Annotated in this window: 20 protein-coding genes; 14 read left to right on the top strand and 6 right to left on the bottom strand. The window is 45.7% G+C overall.

Going from position 1 to position 18,030, the window contains the following annotated elements:
* Window positions 1–149 precede the first annotated feature (149 nt).
* The gene (locus RSX31_RS12450; RefSeq protein WP_315634763.1) at window positions 150–1,001 is read left to right on the top strand and encodes an SDR family oxidoreductase; all 852 of its coding nucleotides are present in this window, start codon (window positions 150–152) and stop codon (window positions 999–1,001) included.
* Window positions 1,002–1,645: 644 nt separating this feature from the next.
* On the top strand, window positions 1,646–2,074 hold the full coding sequence (locus tag RSX31_RS12445) for a GNAT family N-acetyltransferase (protein ID WP_315634762.1): 429 nt from the start codon (window positions 1,646–1,648) through the stop codon (window positions 2,072–2,074).
* A gap of 50 nt (window positions 2,075–2,124) precedes the next feature.
* Here the strand turns inward: RSX31_RS12445 and ahpF are convergent, their stop codons facing one another.
* Complete coding sequence (ahpF, locus tag RSX31_RS12440) at window positions 2,125–3,651, bottom strand: alkyl hydroperoxide reductase subunit F (protein ID WP_315634761.1); 1,527 nt, start codon at window positions 3,649–3,651, stop codon at window positions 2,125–2,127.
* 12 nt (window positions 3,652–3,663) lie between these two features.
* On the bottom strand, window positions 3,664–4,227 hold the full coding sequence (ahpC, locus tag RSX31_RS12435; protein ID WP_113971351.1) for an alkyl hydroperoxide reductase subunit C: 564 nt from the start codon (window positions 4,225–4,227) through the stop codon (window positions 3,664–3,666).
* Between the two features lie 141 nt (window positions 4,228–4,368).
* Between ahpC and RSX31_RS12430 the strand changes: the two genes are divergently transcribed.
* The 4 genes from RSX31_RS12430 (at window position 4,369) to RSX31_RS12415 (ending at window position 6,341) form a co-directional block, all read left to right on the top strand.
* Window positions 4,369–4,833, top strand: coding sequence for a geobacillin-26 family protein (locus tag RSX31_RS12430; protein ID WP_148994870.1), 465 nt, complete (start codon window positions 4,369–4,371; stop codon window positions 4,831–4,833).
* A 119-nt stretch (window positions 4,834–4,952) separates the two neighbouring features.
* Window positions 4,953–5,276, top strand: a complete 324-nt coding sequence (locus RSX31_RS12425; RefSeq protein ID WP_315634760.1) for a hypothetical protein — start codon at window positions 4,953–4,955, stop codon at window positions 5,274–5,276.
* Between the two features lie 28 nt (window positions 5,277–5,304).
* On the top strand, window positions 5,305–5,646 hold the full coding sequence (locus tag RSX31_RS12420) for a hypothetical protein (protein ID WP_148994868.1): 342 nt from the start codon (window positions 5,305–5,307) through the stop codon (window positions 5,644–5,646).
* Between the two features lie 143 nt (window positions 5,647–5,789).
* Window positions 5,790–6,341: a DUF3231 family protein gene (locus RSX31_RS12415; RefSeq protein ID WP_148968160.1), complete on the top strand. Its 552-nt coding sequence runs from the start codon at window positions 5,790–5,792 to the stop codon at window positions 6,339–6,341.
* A 208-nt stretch (window positions 6,342–6,549) separates the two neighbouring features.
* Here the strand turns inward: RSX31_RS12415 and RSX31_RS12410 are convergent, their stop codons facing one another.
* On the bottom strand, window positions 6,550–7,392 hold the full coding sequence (locus RSX31_RS12410) for an alpha/beta fold hydrolase (protein WP_315634759.1): 843 nt from the start codon (window positions 7,390–7,392) through the stop codon (window positions 6,550–6,552).
* Between the two features lie 529 nt (window positions 7,393–7,921).
* Here RSX31_RS12410 and RSX31_RS12405 point away from each other — a divergent pair.
* The 3 genes from RSX31_RS12405 to RSX31_RS12395 are packed head-to-tail and all read left to right on the top strand — an operon-like array spanning window position 7,922 to window position 9,554.
* On the top strand, window positions 7,922–8,347 hold the full coding sequence (locus RSX31_RS12405; RefSeq protein ID WP_315634758.1) for a DMT family transporter: 426 nt from the start codon (window positions 7,922–7,924) through the stop codon (window positions 8,345–8,347).
* 16 nt (window positions 8,348–8,363) lie between these two features.
* Complete coding sequence (locus RSX31_RS12400; RefSeq protein WP_315634757.1) at window positions 8,364–9,059, top strand: Crp/Fnr family transcriptional regulator; 696 nt, start codon at window positions 8,364–8,366, stop codon at window positions 9,057–9,059.
* Between the two features lie 12 nt (window positions 9,060–9,071).
* Entirely contained in the window at window positions 9,072–9,554 is a 483-nt protein-coding gene (locus tag RSX31_RS12395; RefSeq protein ID WP_315634756.1) for a DMT family transporter, read from the top strand.
* Window positions 9,555–9,632: 78 nt separating this feature from the next.
* On the opposite strand, the gene RSX31_RS12390 is transcribed toward RSX31_RS12395, so the two are convergent.
* The gene (locus RSX31_RS12390) at window positions 9,633–10,409 is read right to left on the bottom strand and encodes a phosphatidylserine decarboxylase (protein ID WP_315634755.1); all 777 of its coding nucleotides are present in this window, start codon (window positions 10,407–10,409) and stop codon (window positions 9,633–9,635) included.
* Complete coding sequence (locus tag RSX31_RS12385; protein WP_315634754.1) at window positions 10,396–10,947, bottom strand: helix-turn-helix domain-containing protein; 552 nt, start codon at window positions 10,945–10,947, stop codon at window positions 10,396–10,398. Before RSX31_RS12385 ends, RSX31_RS12390 begins: the two co-directional genes overlap by 14 nt.
* A 433-nt stretch (window positions 10,948–11,380) precedes the next feature.
* Here RSX31_RS12385 and RSX31_RS12380 point away from each other — a divergent pair, with 433 nt between their 5' ends.
* From RSX31_RS12380 to RSX31_RS12370, 3 genes are all read left to right on the top strand, one after another.
* Entirely contained in the window at window positions 11,381–11,818 is a 438-nt protein-coding gene (locus RSX31_RS12380) for a MarR family winged helix-turn-helix transcriptional regulator (RefSeq protein WP_315634753.1), read from the top strand.
* An 80-nt stretch (window positions 11,819–11,898) separates the two neighbouring features.
* Window positions 11,899–13,080, top strand: a complete 1,182-nt coding sequence (locus RSX31_RS12375; RefSeq protein WP_315634752.1) for a glycosyltransferase — start codon at window positions 11,899–11,901, stop codon at window positions 13,078–13,080.
* A 147-nt stretch (window positions 13,081–13,227) separates the two neighbouring features.
* Window positions 13,228–13,566, top strand: coding sequence for a hypothetical protein (locus RSX31_RS12370; RefSeq protein ID WP_315634956.1), 339 nt, complete (start codon window positions 13,228–13,230; stop codon window positions 13,564–13,566).
* A gap of 122 nt (window positions 13,567–13,688) precedes the next feature.
* Here the strand turns inward: RSX31_RS12370 and katG are convergent, their stop codons facing one another.
* Window positions 13,689–15,905: a catalase/peroxidase HPI gene (gene katG / locus RSX31_RS12365; RefSeq protein WP_315634751.1), complete on the bottom strand. Its 2,217-nt coding sequence runs from the start codon at window positions 15,903–15,905 to the stop codon at window positions 13,689–13,691.
* A 339-nt stretch (window positions 15,906–16,244) separates the two neighbouring features.
* Here katG and RSX31_RS12360 point away from each other — a divergent pair, with 339 nt between their 5' ends.
* Both RSX31_RS12360 and RSX31_RS12355 read left to right on the top strand, forming a co-directional pair.
* Window positions 16,245–16,931, top strand: a complete 687-nt coding sequence (locus tag RSX31_RS12360) for a response regulator transcription factor (protein ID WP_315634750.1) — start codon at window positions 16,245–16,247, stop codon at window positions 16,929–16,931.
* Window position 16,932: 1 nt separating this feature from the next.
* A complete protein-coding gene (locus RSX31_RS12355) occupies window positions 16,933–17,928 on the top strand; it encodes a sensor histidine kinase (RefSeq protein WP_315634749.1) in 996 nt (331 codons plus the stop codon).
* The last annotated feature ends 102 nt before the right edge of the window (window positions 17,929–18,030 follow it).

Raw genomic sequence — 18,030 nt, 5'->3', positions numbered from 1 at the left:
CGTGGATGGTGAATGGAACGAAAAGATAGGTGTTCATTCATGAAACAATTACATGGAATCCGGGGGATTAAGCAACATAAGAAAGATGATTTACAATATGACTGAAGAGGGCATGGGGTATCGCAGTGCTTGACGAGGAGTGAGAGGGAATGACTATACTTGTGACGGGGTTTAACGGAAAAGTAGGGATAGAAGTAGCCAAGAAATTAAAAGAACGGAATGTCTGCATGAAATGCGCCGTAAGAAATGTTGAAAAAGCGAAAAATATCTATGGAGAAGATTATGACTTTACAATGTTGGACTTGTCCGATCCTGGGACGTTTAATGAGGCCTTGGATCAGGTTGATCAAGTATTTCTGATGTATCCCCCAGGAGACAAACTGGAGTTTCAAGCTTTTCTAGAAGCGATGAAGAATAGGGGCATCCAGCATATTGTTTACTTATCCGTCAAGGATGTACAATATCTTCCTTTCATTCATCATCATAAAAACGAAAAGATGATTAAAAAACTGGGTATCCCCTATACTTTCATCAGAGCCGGATATTTCATGCAAAATCTCCAGGACTTTTTGGCAGGTGAAATCAAAGAAAATAGAAGGATATTCATTCCTGCAGGAAAAGGGAAAACCAGCTTTGTCGATACAAGGGACCTTGCTGAAATTGCCATACATGCTTTTCAACACCCTCAAGAGCATACGAATAAGAATCATGTCATCACAGGAGATCGGGCTATCGATTTCTATGAAGTAGCCGAATTGATGTCGACGATACTCGGGGAGAAGATCCAATACTCGAATCCTTCAGTGAAGGAATTTAAATCTTATATGGTGAAAAAAGGTGAAAAAGAGGACTTCGTAAATGTGGTCATCGGGATTCATTTTCCAACCAAGTTAGGGTTGGCGGGGGGAGTCACGCATGAATTTAAGAAAATAACCAATACGGATCCCATTCGATTAGAACGATATATAGAAGATTACCAGGGAAACTGGGAGAAAAACTAGGGGAAGGTATCATTGGATTGTGTCCAAACATCAGCCAAAATCCTTGGGATCATTACATAAAGGTCAGAAAGAGTTGATCCCTTACCGCTTTCTGACCTTTTGGATGATTCTAAAGTGATTTCTTGTACATAAATAATGAGAGGCGAAATACATAACTGTATAAATCGGAAATGAATAGATGTATTTCCATCCTGTATAAACCACATATTCACTCCACACAAATATCGGCTCTGCTACAAAGGAAATCAAGAAACCATAAAGTATTCCTTTAATAAAGAAATGTGCATGTGGTTAGGAATCAAGGGAATATCCCACGGTTTATAAGAAGGGGAGGACTTCATAGATTGTAATGTCATAAGCCCAATTGAACCCCTATGCTGTCCAGCCAAATCGCGATGAACATGACGCAAAAGGCGATATATAATAATCGGTGGGTACTTTCCATTTGGCGGTGATTTACGCACTTGAGGAAAGAGGGACGGACCTCGAAATGGTTATTGAGGGTGTACAAATGAGAAAAATCTGTCATAAGAGTCCGTCCCTCTGGAGGAGCATATGTTAAAATTTAGTGAAAAGTAATTGTGTAGGAAGAAGGTCAAGCTGGCATTATGATTCTACTAATTATACGTAAAGAGGGATGAGAGATGGCAACCATTAAAGAACTACAAAACCGGACTGAGATGATTCAAGCCTATCCGGTGATGAATGAGTTACGTACCGATTTGTCGGAAAAGACATATCTGGCATTGGTTGAGGAAATGAGGAAAGAGGGATATCGCTTGTTTGCTTTATATGAGGACGATGAGATCGTGTCTCTCACGGGTATTGGGGAACGGGTCAATTTTTACAACAAACATCATATGTACATCTATGATTTTATCACGTCTTCCAACCATCGCTCCAAGGGATATGGAAAGCAATTGTTGGAGTATGTCCATCGATTGGCTGATGAAATCGGGGTGAAATATGTGGCCCTGGAGTCCGGACTTGAAAGACGGGATGCCCACAGATTCTATGAAGAGAAGCTTGGATATGAGAAATGGTGTTTTTCGTTTAGAAAGAAGTTGTCCTGAATATATGAAGGTCCGTCCCTCAAGTTGGAGGGACGGACCTCTATAGTACATCAATTCCGGATAAGGTAGTCGAATGCGCCAAGTGCGGCGTTCGCTCCTGACCCCATTGAGATGATGATTTGGTTGTATGGGCTGTCTGTACAGTCTCCTGCGGCAAATACGCCAGGAACGTTGGTGGCACCATGTTTGTCCACCACAATTTCACCGAATTTAGTGCGTTCTACAAGGTCGCCGAGCCAGTCTGTGTTAGGAACAAGACCGATTTGGACGAATACTCCCTGCAACTCGACGTGTTTTTCTTCATGGGAATCCCGATCGGTGTAGGTAATGCCATTCACCTTATCCGTACCGGTGATCTCCTGAGTTTGCACGTTCGTGAGCACTGTGACATTCGGCAGGCTGTAAAGACGTTTCTGCAGCACGTCATCTGCCTTAAGTTCAGGATTGAACTCAAGGACCGTGACGTGTTTGACGATTCCTGCAAGGTCGATGGCTGCTTCGATTCCTGAGTTTCCTCCACCGATGACAGCGACATCTTTGCCTTCGAACAGTGGTCCGTCACAGTGAGGGCAGTACGCCACTCCTTTGTTCTTGAACTCCTGCTCACCAGGAACGCCGATGTTCCGCCAGCGTGCACCTGTCGAGATGATCAGACTCTTACTCTTCAGGACCGCACCGTTTTCAAGCTCAAGCTCGACAAGGTCTTTTTTCTCAAGACGACTTGCGCGCTGAAGGTTCATGACATCGATGCCGTAGTCCTTCACATGCTCTTCAAGGCTAGCCACAAGCTTCGGTCCTTCCGTGTGCTTCACACTGATGAAGTTCTCGATGCTCATTGTATCAAGGACCTGACCTCCGAAGCGTTCAGCGACGATTCCTGTACGGATGCCTTTACGTGCAGCATAGATCGCCGCACTTGCTCCTGCAGGTCCGCCACCGACAACAAGGACGTCATAAGGGTCCTTATCCGATAGCTCATCTGCACCGGGACCTTCCACGATTTTAGAAAGGACTTCTTCCAGGGTCGTGCGTCCACCGTTGAAGAATTCCACATTCAGGTAGACAGCAGGAACAGCCATGACGTTCTTGCGTTCCACTTCTTCCTTGAAGGCAGCTCCGTCGATCATCGTGTGTGTGATGTTCGGGTTAAGGACACTCATGATGTTCAGTGCCTGCACCACGTCAGGACAGTTGTGACAGCTTAGGCTGACATACGTTTCGAAGTGGTGTTCACCTTTGACACTCTTGATCTGTTCAATGACGCTTTGATCCACTTTCGGCGCTCTGCCACTGACTTGAAGGAGAGCAAGAACCAGGGATGTGAATTCGTGTCCAAGAGGGATCCCGGCAAAAATGATGCCGGTCTCTTCACCAGGACGGTTCACGCTGAAGCTTGGTGTTCTTGTCAGTTCTGCTTTTTCAACACTGATGCGGGATGACATGGAAGAGAGCTCCTGGACAAGAGCAAGCATGTCCTTCGAAATGACATCGTCCCCTGCACTGACTTTCAGGACGATGTCGCCTTCCATCATCTGCAGGTACTGTTCTAATTGTGCTTTAATATCTGCTTCAAGCATGCTCAGCACTCCTTATAATTTACCAACTAAGTCAAGGCTTGGCTTAAGTGTTTCGGAACCTTCCTGCCATTTAGCCGGGCAAACTTCACCTGGGTTGTTGCGCACATATTGTGCCGCCTTGATTTTGCTTACTAGAATATCTGCATCGCGGCCGATTCCGCCTGCATTGATTTCAACTGCCTGGATGATACCATCCGGATCGATGATGAAAGTTCCACGGTCAGCAAGACCATCTTCTTCATTTAATACATCGAAACCGCGAGTGATGCGTTGTGACGGATCACCGATCATTGCATATTTGATTTTACCGATTTTTTCAGAGCTGTCGTGCCAGCCTTTATGTGTAAAGTGAGTGTCCGTAGAAACTGAATATACTTCTACGCCAAGCTCTTTAAGAGTTTCATAGTTATTTTGAAGGTCTTCAAGTTCTGTCGGGCATACAAATGTGAAGTCTGCAGGGTAGAAGCAGAAAATGCTCCATTGACCTTTCAGGCTTTCGTCTGTAACAGTGATGAACTCACCATCTTTGAATGCTTCTGCTTTAAATGGTACGACTTGTGAACCGATTAATGACATAGTGTAAATTCCTCCTAGTAGTTGTGTGTGATTGAGAATCATTAATAGATTATAATAATTCTAATTCGATATTTATTATTATATATATGCGTTTCTTTGTCAAGGGAAAAGATTGAGGTTCTGATAGAAAGGAAGATGGAGTTGAACAAACGATTGCTTGTCCTGTTTACGATGCTATTCACCATGCTTCCCGTCCATATTTATGCGGCGGCACCATTTGTGATGGGGGAAGGGAAAGCGGGTGGTTATCAGTACACGGTCTTAAAAGGGGAAGATGGGCTCATATGGAAAATCGGTTATCAAGATCACCTGGTGACGATTGACGAGAAAGAGGAAAATCAAGCTCATCTCGACCATTTTCGAACGGCTGTGAATGATCTTGGCAGTCACACATTCGGGCTCATTCTAGCGATTTCCTACCTTATCATTGTCGGCACAACCTCACTGGTCTTTTATAAAAAAACCAAACATATCCCCCGGGTAAGTGGGATGATCATAGTTTGTTTGGCTTTGGGTGCGGTGTATTATGCTATTACGTCATTTATAGGAATGCAGGCAGCGATCGAGGATGTGGGATATTATTACGTCAGCTTGACTGATTCTTAATTGTCGGCACTGGCGGTGGGGCAGATTCAGATCCTTTTGTCAAAAAAATCGGTTTAGTGAAGTGATGCAGGAATAGGTTACTACCTGTCGAAAAATACATAAACAAGAGGTGAAATTACATGTATTCTACAGAAACCCTGCCCCAATGGTTTTGGATTCTCTATTACTCCCTCACGATATTAACGATTGCCTCTGCCTTCCTTTCGATTAAAAAACAAGGGTATATATGGGGGGCGATGCTCACTATCTTTGTGACCATTTCCATCCCGGTTGTCGGCATGGTGAATGGAATTTATCGAGGGGAAAATCAGAATGAATTGGAGCAATGGCTGAGCCACCTGAGAATAGGGGAGTTATGGGCTTTCTATCTTCTGTTCGGTTATATATATGTGATCGCCTGGTGGGTGTTATTGATTCGAAATAGAGTTAGTAGACAGGGGTAGTTACAGCGGAATATTAGGAGGGGAAAACATGACAAACATAATCAGATTCAACCTTTTCCTACTGGTATTGTATTCAATTCTTTTCTATTTTTCTATCAGCAGGATGCATCTGTTTGGACATTTTACAGCTTTCATTAATCTATCGATAATCCTCATCCTGCTAGGGTTGGGGATCTATTACCCCAGATTCAGTAAGGGTATTCGTGATGGAAAGGTAAGCAGGATAAAATTAATCTGGAATGCGTCGTTTTTGCTGCTGTTTGCTGGATTTCAAATGTCTACGGGAATGATTCGGGACAGTATATTTTATGTCATTGTCATGATCACGATGGTGTTGATGGTGATGAATTTCAGGAGAAGCCATGAGTAGGGGGGGACAGCCTCTTAAGGAAAAGGTGAATTTTTGAGGGCTTAAAGGGAAGGGACCCCAAGGTATTTGTCAAATACGTTTTTCTGAATGTATAACGGGTAATGTGGAATACTAGTATCTACCAGTAATTAGGAGGTCGTATGATGACAAATGCTTTTGAAGCGATTTCAGCCATAATGAAAAATTTTGTAGATGAAGCACCTAAACCCCCTCTGCATGTGGGAGAAGTGATGGACCTCTGGACGGCATTCACTGCGTTTCATGAAGCTCACGCTCTTTACCAAGTAGGAATGAATACCACCACGGATAATGATGTGCAACATGTGCTACAAAGCGCATTGGAAGGGAGCATGTCAGATACAAAAAAAATAGAGGCATTCCTTTTGAAAGAAGGGGTTCCATTGCCTTTGGTCAACCCTGAAAAACCGATATCAGAGCAAAGTGCCGTGCCAGAGGGGGTTAAGCTGAAGGACGATGAAATCACCAACCTCATATCGGCAAAAGTAGCAGCTTCTATCACCTTTTGCGCTCAGGCAATGTCAAAGACAGTCCGAACCGATGTAGGACTCATGTTTTTTTCCATTCAAATCAACTTAATGAAGTTCGCTGCTCCGTTAAAAAATTTGATGATATCGAGGGGGTGGCTCCGGATTCCGCCGGAGTATAATCCTCCAGGTGCTCCGAGTAAAGAGTGACGCACCCATTTCTCCTCATGAACAAAAAAGAGTGGGAATATAGGCGTAATATGTTTCGCTCAAGGGATCTCTTGTTGCAACAATACGAGAGGTTGAACGTGAAAAAGCTACGAGAACGGTTACTTAAGTGGAATTTTCCCGGCAACCAAATAACCTATGAAAAAAGGCAGCCCGTCAAACGAAAAGGCTGCCTTCTTCATCTATTCTTTTATCGCGAATGAAACTTTATAATTGAATCTATTATCTGGTCCCAATCTTCGCTATGAATCTCATGTCCTGATCCATATAGAGGCATCAATTCAGCATGTGGTATGGCTTTTGCAAGGGCAAGTCCGTGTTCGTATGGCAGTGCTGGATCTTCTGTGCCGTGAATAATGAGAACCGGAATGCTGATCTCATTCATTCTATTGTAATAAGCTTCCCCGCCTTGAAGGAGGGCATGATTAAACCTGCTCGGCAGCTGTTTGGCACGGTCATACTCCCTTTCCGCCAGTTTAACCATTCTTTCCTGTTCATAAGGTTTGGAACCGGCTAACGTCTTCCATCCTTCTGCCAGATATCGAATGGCCACTTCACGATTTGACCAATCGATGGAAGCACTCTTCGCATGGTGATCGAGTATGCGCTGATCCATTGGAGGCAGTTCTTCCATCGCGGTCCCGAATACACTTGATGCAAGGAGTGTAAGGGTCAGTACGCGCTCAGGATATTTCAAGGTAAGAACCTGGCCGATCATTCCACCTAACGACATTCCAACGATATGAGCCTGCTTAATGGAATAAGCACCGAGAACACCCGCTGCATCGTCAGCCATGTCGGTTACGGTATAGTGGGAAGTTCCAGGAGGATAAATGGTTGATTGCCCCAAATCCCGATGATCGTAACGAATGACAAACACCCCTTGATCAGCGAGACGCAGACAGAAATCCTCATCCCACCAATCTAATGAAGACATCGAACCCATGATCAGAAGCATAGCGGGGTCTTTAGGGTTTCCGAAACTTTCTGTACAGATTTCCACGTTATTTATGTTCAGTATTCGTTCAGTCATGTTTTTACCTCCGTATGATTTATTATCTATTCGCTGTCAGGAAGCAGTAGATGAATAAATGCGTTTTGGAGCATGATAGGCAGCCCCACTCATTATCGTATGCGTATCCACTTGATAATCATGACGAGGCCTCCTTTTTCCTTTTGATAAAAAGGTGTGATATCTATATGTATGACTATAACATAGAAGGTTTTCTCCTGAATCCATTTTCCGTATATGTATGTATGGCCTTCTCCGTGACTACATTAAAGTTGGTCGGGAAACTTCAGCAGAATAAGGGAATTGGGGACGTAGAGGGACTTTCCTCACAATTGTTTGACTTGGTGAGTAGTTGACTGCAATATGATAATCTGAAAATCGGTTGTTAACAGGACTGATTTACTGAATATTTACTTGGTAAGAAGGAAGTAAGGGAGGCAATAGGTTCTACTGGTTTACCAAAACACCAAATCGGCAACCCTTAGGACATATGTCCTTTCACAAAAATCCGTCCTCCTATTTAATAGAACAAAGAATAGGAGGATGAACGATGAAAGGTGCTTTATTTGCGCTGCTTGGTGGACTTTGCATCACTATGCAGGGGATTTTCAATGCAAGAATGAGTGACGCGATCGGCGGGTGGCATACGACTTCGATGGTTCACCTTGTTGCCTTTACGATTGCGATGACGATATATATGAAAGTAAGAGATGGAAAAGGAAAGAGCTTCAGGCAGGTGCCTTTCCTGTATTTGATCGGGGGATCGTTCGGTGTGATCGTGGTGTTCTCGGAACTGACGGCGATTCACATGATCGGCCCGGCATCGGCCATTGCGATCCTTCTCGTGGCACAGATCGGGACGGCATTCCTTATCGAGTCACGGGGACGGTTCGGGGAGAAGAAGATCCCGGTTACGCCGAGGCAGGCTGTTGGACTCTCAATGATGCTTGCAGGGGTCGTCCTTTTCCAATTGTAGAAGAAGGAGTCATACGATGAAAGAAATACAGAGTGTTGAACCAGAACATTATATAAAACAATTCGAGCTTGATGAGTTACTCCCGGCGGATTTCAGACAATATATCAAGATGTATTCCTTTGAAAAAGGGGACAATCTTTTTTCGACAGGGGAAGAGCTCGATGAACTATACTTCCTCATGGAGGGGAAAATCAAGATCTTCACCCATACACCGGAAGGGAAGCTGTTGATCAATCGGTTCAAGCGTCCACTTGCCCTGATCGGGGATGTGGAATATGCGAAGGGTACTGCGGTACTCAATTCGGTGGAAGCCGTCACGGACGGGGTGTTCCTATCGGTTCCGTTCACGGATCTCTCAAGGCTTGAGAAGGAGCATCCAGCGATCCTGCGCTTTCTATTTGATACAGTTGCCCACAAGTTTTACACGGAATCACATATCACGAGCATGCACATGCTGTATCCCGTTGAAGTGCGCCTGGCAAGCTACTTACTATCCATTTCAGAAGCGGGCGAAGGGACCATGTTCCATCAGGAGATGCATACGTCCAATCTCATGGAGCTCGCCGAATGGATAGGCACGAGCTACCGTCACCTGAACCGGGTACTGAAGAAGATGGCAACGGACGACCTTATTGAACGGGTCAACGGGTCCATCACCATCAAAGATCTTGAAAAACTCAGCATCCTCGCGAAAGGAAACATCTATGAATAAGGAGGGACTCATATGATCGGAATCGGACTCGCCATCATGGCAGGAATCCTAATCAGTTTACAAAATGTATTCAATGCAAGAGTCAGTGAAAAAACAGGCCCATGGGCCACGACGAGCCTCGTCCTTGGCCTCGGTCTCGTCTGTTCTCTGCCGGTCTTTTATACAATGGAAGATAAAAGTCTGCTGGACTTCAGCGGGGTCAATCCTGTCTTTCTGTTCAGCGGGGTATTCGGAGTCGGGATCGTGTTCTTCCTGATGAGGGGAGTCACTTTGATCGGACCGGCGTATGCGATCTCGATCGCGCTTATTTCTCAGATTACCATCGCCTTTATTGTCAACACAGGTGGATGGTTCGGCTTTGAACCGTCTGCACTTTCCTGGGAGAAGGTTCTGGGGATTGGGTTGTTGATCGGCGGGGTGTTGGTTTATAAGTTGGAGAAGCGGACGGATGAGAAAGCGGATGTTGGACGTGAACGTGAGAGAGTGGGGGCGTAATTACTCCATTGCTCCTAAGGAAAAATGGTAAACATAAAAGGCGTCTATTCCCCACCAAGGGAACAGGCGCCTTTTCGATTATGAATGCCACTTTCCAATTTCTTCCCCCATTTTAACAGGGCCCATTTTTCCATTAAAAGAAAAACGGTCTTTCGGAACACAAACCACGACCGTAGAACCAAATGAGAAGTACCCATACGGATCTCCCCGATGGACGACGTCAGCTTCATTCGTCCGTACAATCGAATTCACATTCAGTGCCCCGACCATGACGTGTGCAATAGGGGATCCTGCCACATCAAACCGGGAGACGAGTCGGAAATTCCTGGTGAGGGGACGGAGCCCATGCTTGAGTCCCAGTTCGTTCACGGGAGCGGCATCTTTTCCAAGCGGGTAGACTTCCTCCACTGTCGCATCGATCGGAACGTGGACCCGGTGGTAATCGGTGGGACTTAAGTAAAAGATGAGAACCCGACCGCCGGCATATGGTGCTGCTTTCTCTGATGATCCCAAAAGTTCTTCCACCGTGTAATTCTGCCCCTTGACCATGAATGTGCTCTCCGGGGACAAGTCGTCGACGATGGATAAATATCCGTCGCACGGACTGACGAATGCATCGGCAGAGTCAGCGATGGGGCGCGCACCGGGGTTCAGTTCCCTTGTGAAAATGTCATGAAGGGAGCCATATTCACGGAGTCCCCGAGTTGCTTCCTCCATGTTCAGGTTATACAATTTGGCAAAAGAGCAGATGAAAGGTTTGCTTACCTTTGATTTGGCAAACACCCGTAATCCTTTTGCGATGATGGGATGGCCATTCAATTCGAATACTTTTCTATAAAATTTAGTTCTGATCATTGGTTGTCACTTCCTTAAAGTCTGGTATGAGCATTTGTATGAGAGAAATCTTATCGTTATCTTTAGTAGGTCTGTTCGATTTGAATTTAGTCAGAAGCTCGTTCATTCCTTCAGTCAATTCCTTGAACTCTTCTTTAGTCAGGTACAGATCTAACTGGTTATAGCCGAACGAATCCCCGGAGAGGTCCGGATTGTTCAGAAGATAGCTTCTAGCCTGTCCTGTCACAGAAGAAAGGAAGGTCATGAATAATTTTAAATGTTCTTCGCCTGTCAGCTGCTCCAATTCTTCAGCAGACATATAGGGGCTGTCTTCCTGCATCGCATAGGTTTTTTCAACGGCACCCCGGACTTTTCGTTCATCTACAATATAAATGATTTTATTATTCGTCAATCGATTTAAATGACGGTAAAGAGTAGCCTGGGGGACATCTGACATCCATTCTTTCAGTTCGTGCACAGTAGCCTCGCCCTTGGAAAGATGTTGTATGATGCGCATTCGGATGGGATGCAGGATTAAGTCTGTATTTATGTTGGTCATTTGATTCAATCCTTTTATTGTTATTATTATCAATAATGATAATAATAGAGAATCGAATGTTTGTCAATACAAGGGGAATGGGGTGCTGCTACCTCCATTGGTAAGGAGGATGGACCTCCTTTGAAAAAATCTCCATTTTATTTCCGCCAATTCGTCCACAATTTTGACGATCTTTACCAAACGCGGGTAAAAAATTGGGTTACGCGGGTCCGGCGTGAGATTCCATCAGATATACGAGTGGCAATCACACTATATGGGGCATTGTCAAAAAATCTTGACAGATGATACTGATAAGCACCCCATCCAACATGAAGGAGGCTTTTGAAGGTGACAAGTAAAAAAAGTGCTGCAGTATGATTGACTTTTCTTGAATTATTTTATAAAATTAGTTAGTCAAACTAATTAAATTGAAACAAACAGAGGTGATTTCAAGTTGGAACAGATACTTAGGGAATTTATTGTTACGCTGGATACGTCTTTTAAGAAATTAGTGAAAGAGACGATCGAGACAGCGGGTGTACCTAATCTAAGTGTGAATCAGATCCAGTATATCGAAGCCATCGGAAAGTTAGGAAGGCCAACGATCAGTGAAATAGCCGATCAATTGAACATTACGAAGGCGTCAGCTACGGCAGGGATCAATAAATTAGTACAGTTGGGATATGCGAAGAAGAGTCAATCAACAGAAGATAAGAGAATTTATCACGTGACCTTGACGGAGGCCAGCCAGAAGTTCATTCAGTTGAATCAGCAGGCGTTGGAAGAGTATGTGGCCTTCATCAGTCAATCGTTGACAGCAGAAGAAGAACAGCAGTTTGAAGAGACCTTGAAGAAGTTGATCAAAGGTTTTTATGATAAGAACTCGTTATAGCGAAAGGGCACTAAAAATAGTGCCCATGCCGGTCTAATAGTAAGTTAGTCTAACTAAATTAAATCTAATGGGGGGTTATGATGAAAATTTCAATCTTAACGACTGGTACAAGAGGAGACACACAACCTTATATCGCACTTGGTAAAGAGCTAAAAGAATTGGGGCATGAAGTGAAGGTTGCGGCTTTTGAGAATTATAAGGGGCTTGTGGAAGGTCATGGCTTGAACTTTCATCCGATTGAAGGAGACATCTCAAAGATCTCAAAGGAGATGGCGAAAAGTTCGATCGAGTCGGATAGTCCGATTAAGTTTTTTACAAGTTTTCGTAAGATGAGACCGTATATCAAGGATAAACAAATTGCTATGCAGAGGGATTTATTTGAAGCATGTAAAGAGGCGGAAGCGATTATTTATCACCCTGGAGCGGCGATCGGTGAGTTTGCAGGGGAGCACTTCAGTGTACCAACGATACTGGCGACACCATTCCCCATGGCTCCGTCCAAAGAATATCCTGCGCTCATCTTTTATCATATGAGATGGGGGCAATCGGTAAACCTCCTTACACATAATCTGTTCGAGAAAGGCTTCTGGATGATGGTGAAGTCGCCCATCGGCCAGTATTGGAAAGAACAATTCGGGGAGCTTCCAAAGAACTTCGTGAACCCGTATACGAAGGAAGCGACTGCACACCATACTTCCGTCATGTCCATGAGCCAGCATGTATTTCCCCAATCCAATGAACAGACAATGGGCTTGGGCTACTGGTTTCTGGATGAAGACCTATCCAGTTGGCAACCGCCACAGGATCTTGTGTCCTTTATCGAAAGCGGGAAGCCGCCCGTTTACGTTGGCTTCGGAAGCATTTATGACGAGAATGCAGCGGAAACCACCAAGTTGGTCCTGGAATCCCTGAGAAATGCAGGACAGAGGGGGATTATCGGTATGGGGTGGAACACCATGGAAGGAATGGAGGAATACGAGGATATGTATTTCATTGAGTCCATTCCCCATACTTGGCTATTTCCGAAAATGGCCGGGGTCATCCACCATGGGGGAGCCGGAACAACCGCAGCTGCTTTCCGGGCCGGGGTACCAAGTGTCGTCGTACCACATGGGAACGATCAGTTTGCATGGGGGAAGCGAACGGAAGAACTGGGAGTCGGCTCTTCGTCCATTCCAAGAAAAAAACTCACTGTCGATAACTTGACAGAAGGAATTAACAAAATGTTGAAATGGAAATCGTTGAAAATGCCTTTGAGTTAGGGAAGAAGCTACAAAGAGAAAACGGGGCAAGGGATACAGCGCACTATATTGATTCATTTCTGAACACCTAAGGAGAGATAGGCGGGAAAAATCAAAAAAAATGTCCGATTCGGTCCCATGTTCACGGTGATGTTGCTTGGAGCCTTTATGGGGATATTAAATGAAACGTTATTGGCAACGGCTTTACCGACAATCATGGAAGACTTCCAACTGAGTGAAAATAAAGTTCAGTGGCTGACCAAGGGCTTTCTTCTTACCAATGGCATGACGGTCACCAGCAAAGGATATTCACCTCAACCGCAGGAAGTAAAAGGTATCTTTGTCGAACATTTTGGTGAGATGGCCACGCTTCACGGGTATAATAGTGCATTCTGGATTGCGTCCTTTCTGGCTATCATAGCAATGTTGCTGTCATTCTTTTTAAGAGGGGCAGAGTCTGAACAAACCGAGACAAGAGTTTTCCCCCAGTGGTGTTTCAGTAAATGATGTAAGCATAAATGGAAATATGGTGGGGAAAACAGAGTGAATAACCTAGTAGATATATCCGGATTTCAAGAGAAAGAGTAATAAAACACGCCTCAACCCAACAGGGAAAAGGCGTGTTCACTTTATCTCAAATCAAACCGATCCGCATCCATCACTTTCACCCAAGCGGCAACAAAGTCACGGACAAATTTCTCTTTATTGTCATCCTGCGCATACACTTCCGCTAAAGCACGAAGCACTGAGTTCGAACCGAACACCAGGTCAAAGCGTGATGCCTTACGAACCACTTCACCCGTCTTCCGGTCGCGGCCTTCATATTGATTGAAGCCGGCCGGTTTCCACTCGATGCCCATATCAAGCAGGTTCACGAAGAAATCGTTGGTCAATGCACCGACGCGGTCTGTGAATACGCCATGATCCGTACCGCCGTGGTTGGCGCCAAGAGCACGCATACCACCAAGAAGGACCGTCATTTCAGGAGCAGTCAGTCCTAACAATTGTGATTTATCCACGAGCATTTCTTCCGGGCTGACAGTGTATTCCTGCTTCTGGTAGTTACGGAATCCGTCTGACACGGGCTCCAGTACGCCGAAGTTTTCAGCGTCGGTCTGCTCGGCCGTTGCATCGCCGCGTCCAGGAGAGAATGGAACGGTTACCTCGAAGCCGGCGTCACTAGCGGCTTTCTCGATGGCTGCGTTTCCTCCTAAAACAATCAAATCAGCGAGGCTGACTTTTTTATCAAGCTTGCTTTGAAGGTCTTCGTAGACTCCAAGGACTTTCTCAAGCTGCTGTGGTTCGTTCACTTCCCAGTCTTTCTGAGGAGCGAGACGGATGCGTGCACCGTTCGCACCTCCGCGCATATCCGAACCGCGGTACGTGCTTGCGGATGCCCAAGCGGTTTTCACGAGCTCGCTCACGGTTAAGCCTGTGTCCAGGATTTTCCCCTTCAGCGAGGCCACTTCACTATCAGATAGATCATAATCCACCGCAGGAACCGGATCCTGCCAGATCAACTCTTCATCCGGAACCTCTGGACCCCAGTATCTTGCTTTCGGACCCATGTCGCGATGAAGGAGCTTGAACCAGGCACGGGAGAAGGCATCGGCAAACTCTTCCGGATTCTCATGGAAACGACGGGAGATCTTTTCATAGTCAGAATCCATACGCAATGCCATATCAGCGGTCGTCATCATCGTCTTCACTTTGATCGATGGATCTTCGGCATCAGGTGCCATATGTTCTTCCGTCATGCCGACCGGTGCCCATTGGGAAGCGCCTGCCGCACTCTTCGTTTTCTCCCATTCATAACCGAATAGGAGGTCGAAGTAGCCGTTATCCCATTTGGTCGGATTCGTCGTCCAGGCACCATCGACACCACTTGAAATCGTATCGCGGCCTTTTCCGCTTCCGTGTGAGCTCAGCCAGCCGAATCCTTGAGTCTCAAGATCCGCCGCTTCCGGATCATCACCTACAAGGTCGGCGTCACCGGCTCCATGGGCCTTCCCGAAGGTGTGACCGCCTGCCACAAGGGCAACGGTTTCATAGTCGTTCATCCCCATGCGTCCGAATGTATCGCGGATATCACGGGCACTTCCCAGTGGATCGGGTTCTCCGTTCGGTCCTTCAGGATTAACGTAGATCAGCCCCATCTGTACGGCAGCGAGTGGATTTTCAAGCTCACGGTCGCCGGAATAACGGTTGTCAGCAAGCCATTCCTTCTCATTCCCCCAATACACATCTTCCTCAGGATGCCAAATGTCTTCGCGTCCTGCACCAAATCCGAATGTCTTCAAGCCCATGGATTCTAGGGCAACATTACCTGTTAATACAAGCAGGTCAGCCCATGAAATCTTATTCCCATACTTTTGCTTGATCGGCCATAAAAGGCGGCGGGCTTTATCAAGGTTGACATTATCCGGCCAGCTATTAAGTGGGGCAAAGCGTTGTGAACCTGATGAACCGCCTCCGCGTCCGTCCGTTTCACGGTATGTACCTGCTGCGTGCCAAGACATCCGGATGAAGAATGGACCATAGTGACCGTAGTCGGCAGGCCACCAGTCCTGGCTGTCTGTCATCAGATTGTGAAGATCTTGCTTCAATGCATCGTAATCAAGCTTTGAGAATTCTTCCTTATAATTGAAGTCTTCCCCCATTGGGTTTGATTTCGTGTCATGCTGGCGAAGGATGTTCAAATTCAACATGTTCGGCCACCAGTCTTTATTCGTCGTACCCCCTGGAGCCGTCGTCGTCGTGATGGCACTATCCTTGTGGTGTGTGACAGGGCACTGTCCTGCAGCTGCTGAGTGATCCTTTTGGTCTGGGCGATTGTTGTTTTCCATTTACAATTCTCCTTTCAGATATGGGACACTGGGTCGAATAAACCATTACCATTTGCTAGAGGTGAAAAGTTAGATTATTATGATAATTCATACTTATATTATAGTGGACGATGAGTCGGATTCAAAGTGAGAAGTGTTCAATCGACGGATTTTTATGGAAAATGTATCAAGTAGAAGGCTTCTTATAGGATAAGAGTAAGTCGAGGGGGAAAACATGAATGAAACAGATTCCGAATATGTCTTCTTAGGTGAAGGGACGGCTGGTCGGAACCTGTCCATTGATTCTGCTTCCATGATAAAATATGTTGATAAAATGAATGACGGTTAGGGTGTATGTATATGAAAGTATTGTTGGTAGAGGATGATCGGACGATTGCGGCCGGGTTGGAGTATTCGCTGCGTCAGGAGGGATATGAGACGATTCTTTGTTATGATGCGGAGTCTGCCAAAGCGATGATTCATGGTAGGTTAGAGGAAATCGATTTATGTTTGTTTGATTTATCGCTTCCAGATGGGAGCGGCTATGATTTGTGTGAGATGGTGAAGAAACGGGACGATAAGCCGGTGATCTTCTTGACAGCGCTGGATGACGAAGTGAACGTTGTGATGGGGCTGGATATGGGGGCGGATGATTATATCACGAAGCCGTTCCGGGTCCGTGAGCTGCTATCCCGTATCAGGTCGGTGCTCCGGAGATATCATAAACAACCGGCACAGGCAAACGTGTGGCTCGATATTGAGGATATCCGGATTAACACGTTAGAGGGTAAAGTGTATAAGAATGGTGACGAGGTAGTGTTGACCGCTTTGGAATACCGGCTTCTCCTCATCTTTGCCAATCACGTCGGACAGGTGCTGACGAGGGCCCAGCTTCTTGATCGGATCTGGGACGTGGCCGGTGATTTTGTCAATGACAACACGTTGACCGTTTATATCAAGAGGCTGCGGGAAAAGCTGGAGGACCAACCACAGCGGCCAACGATCATCAAGACCGTCCGCGGTATGGGATATAAGGCAGGCGATTGATATGTGGCGGAATCGGGAAGTTCAATGGTTTTTCATCAGTCTTTTATCCATCAGTCTTGCGGCATTCATATTGGCAGGTTTTCTGTTTTCGATTCAGGTTGCGTTGTTTGTGCTGGTCACATCCGTTTTGCTAGCAGGATGCAGCTTTATCTTTACAAGGTGGCGGTACCGGGAAATTGAAAAGCTTTCGGGTTACTTGAGGAAGATCAGCAGCGGGGATGACAGCCTTGATGTCCGGGATAACCAAGAAGGGGAGCTCAGCATATTAAAGAATGACATCTATAAGGTGACCTTGATGCTGTCTGAGCATCGTTCATTATTAGAGAAGGACAAACTCACTTTGACCACCGCCCTTTCTGACATCTCACATCAGTTGAAGACACCTTTGACTTCGATGATGGTGATGGCCGATCTCTTAAGTGACAGCACATTGGAGGAATCCAAGCGTGCCGAGTTCACTCAACATATCCGGGTGCAATTGGAGAGGATCGAGTGGCTTGTTTCTTCGCTTTTGAAATTATCCAAGATCGATGCAGGAACCATTTCGTTTAAGAAAGACAAGGTGGTCGTCCGGGATCTGATTCAGAGTGCGGTGCAGCCTGTCTTGATTCCAATGGATATTAAAGAGCAGACATTGAGCGTGAGCGGGGACGAGTCGGTCACGTTTACCGGTGATCTTCGCTGGACGGCCGAGGCCCTCATCAATATTCTGAAAAATGCAGTGGAGCACACGGGAGAAGGGGGAGTGATCTCCATTTCATTTTCCGAGAATCCGCTCTACACTGAAATCACCATTGCGGATAATGGAGACGGGATTCCAAAAGAGGATCTTCCATACATATTCAGGCGTTTTTACAAGGGCAAGAATGCAAGCGACGACAGTGTCGGAATCGGTCTGGCGATGGCTTACAGCATAATCACCAGTCAGCAGGGGGATCTTGAGGTCCGAAGTGAAAAAGGAAATGGTACCGTGTTTTCGATTAAATTTTATAAATAGGTGGGTGTTTATTCTTGCTCCCCGTACCCCTAAAGTGAATAAATTGTCACTTTCATAGTCACTTTAAAGTCATATTGGACAGATAAACTGGGGTCTACATCA

The sequence above is a fragment of the Rossellomorea yichunensis genome (assembly GCF_032337515.1).
GTDB lineage: Bacteria > Bacillota > Bacilli > Bacillales > Bacillaceae_B > Rossellomorea > Rossellomorea yichunensis.
Note: the sequence above shows the minus strand (reverse complement) of the source record. Positions and strands in the feature narration are given on the sequence as shown.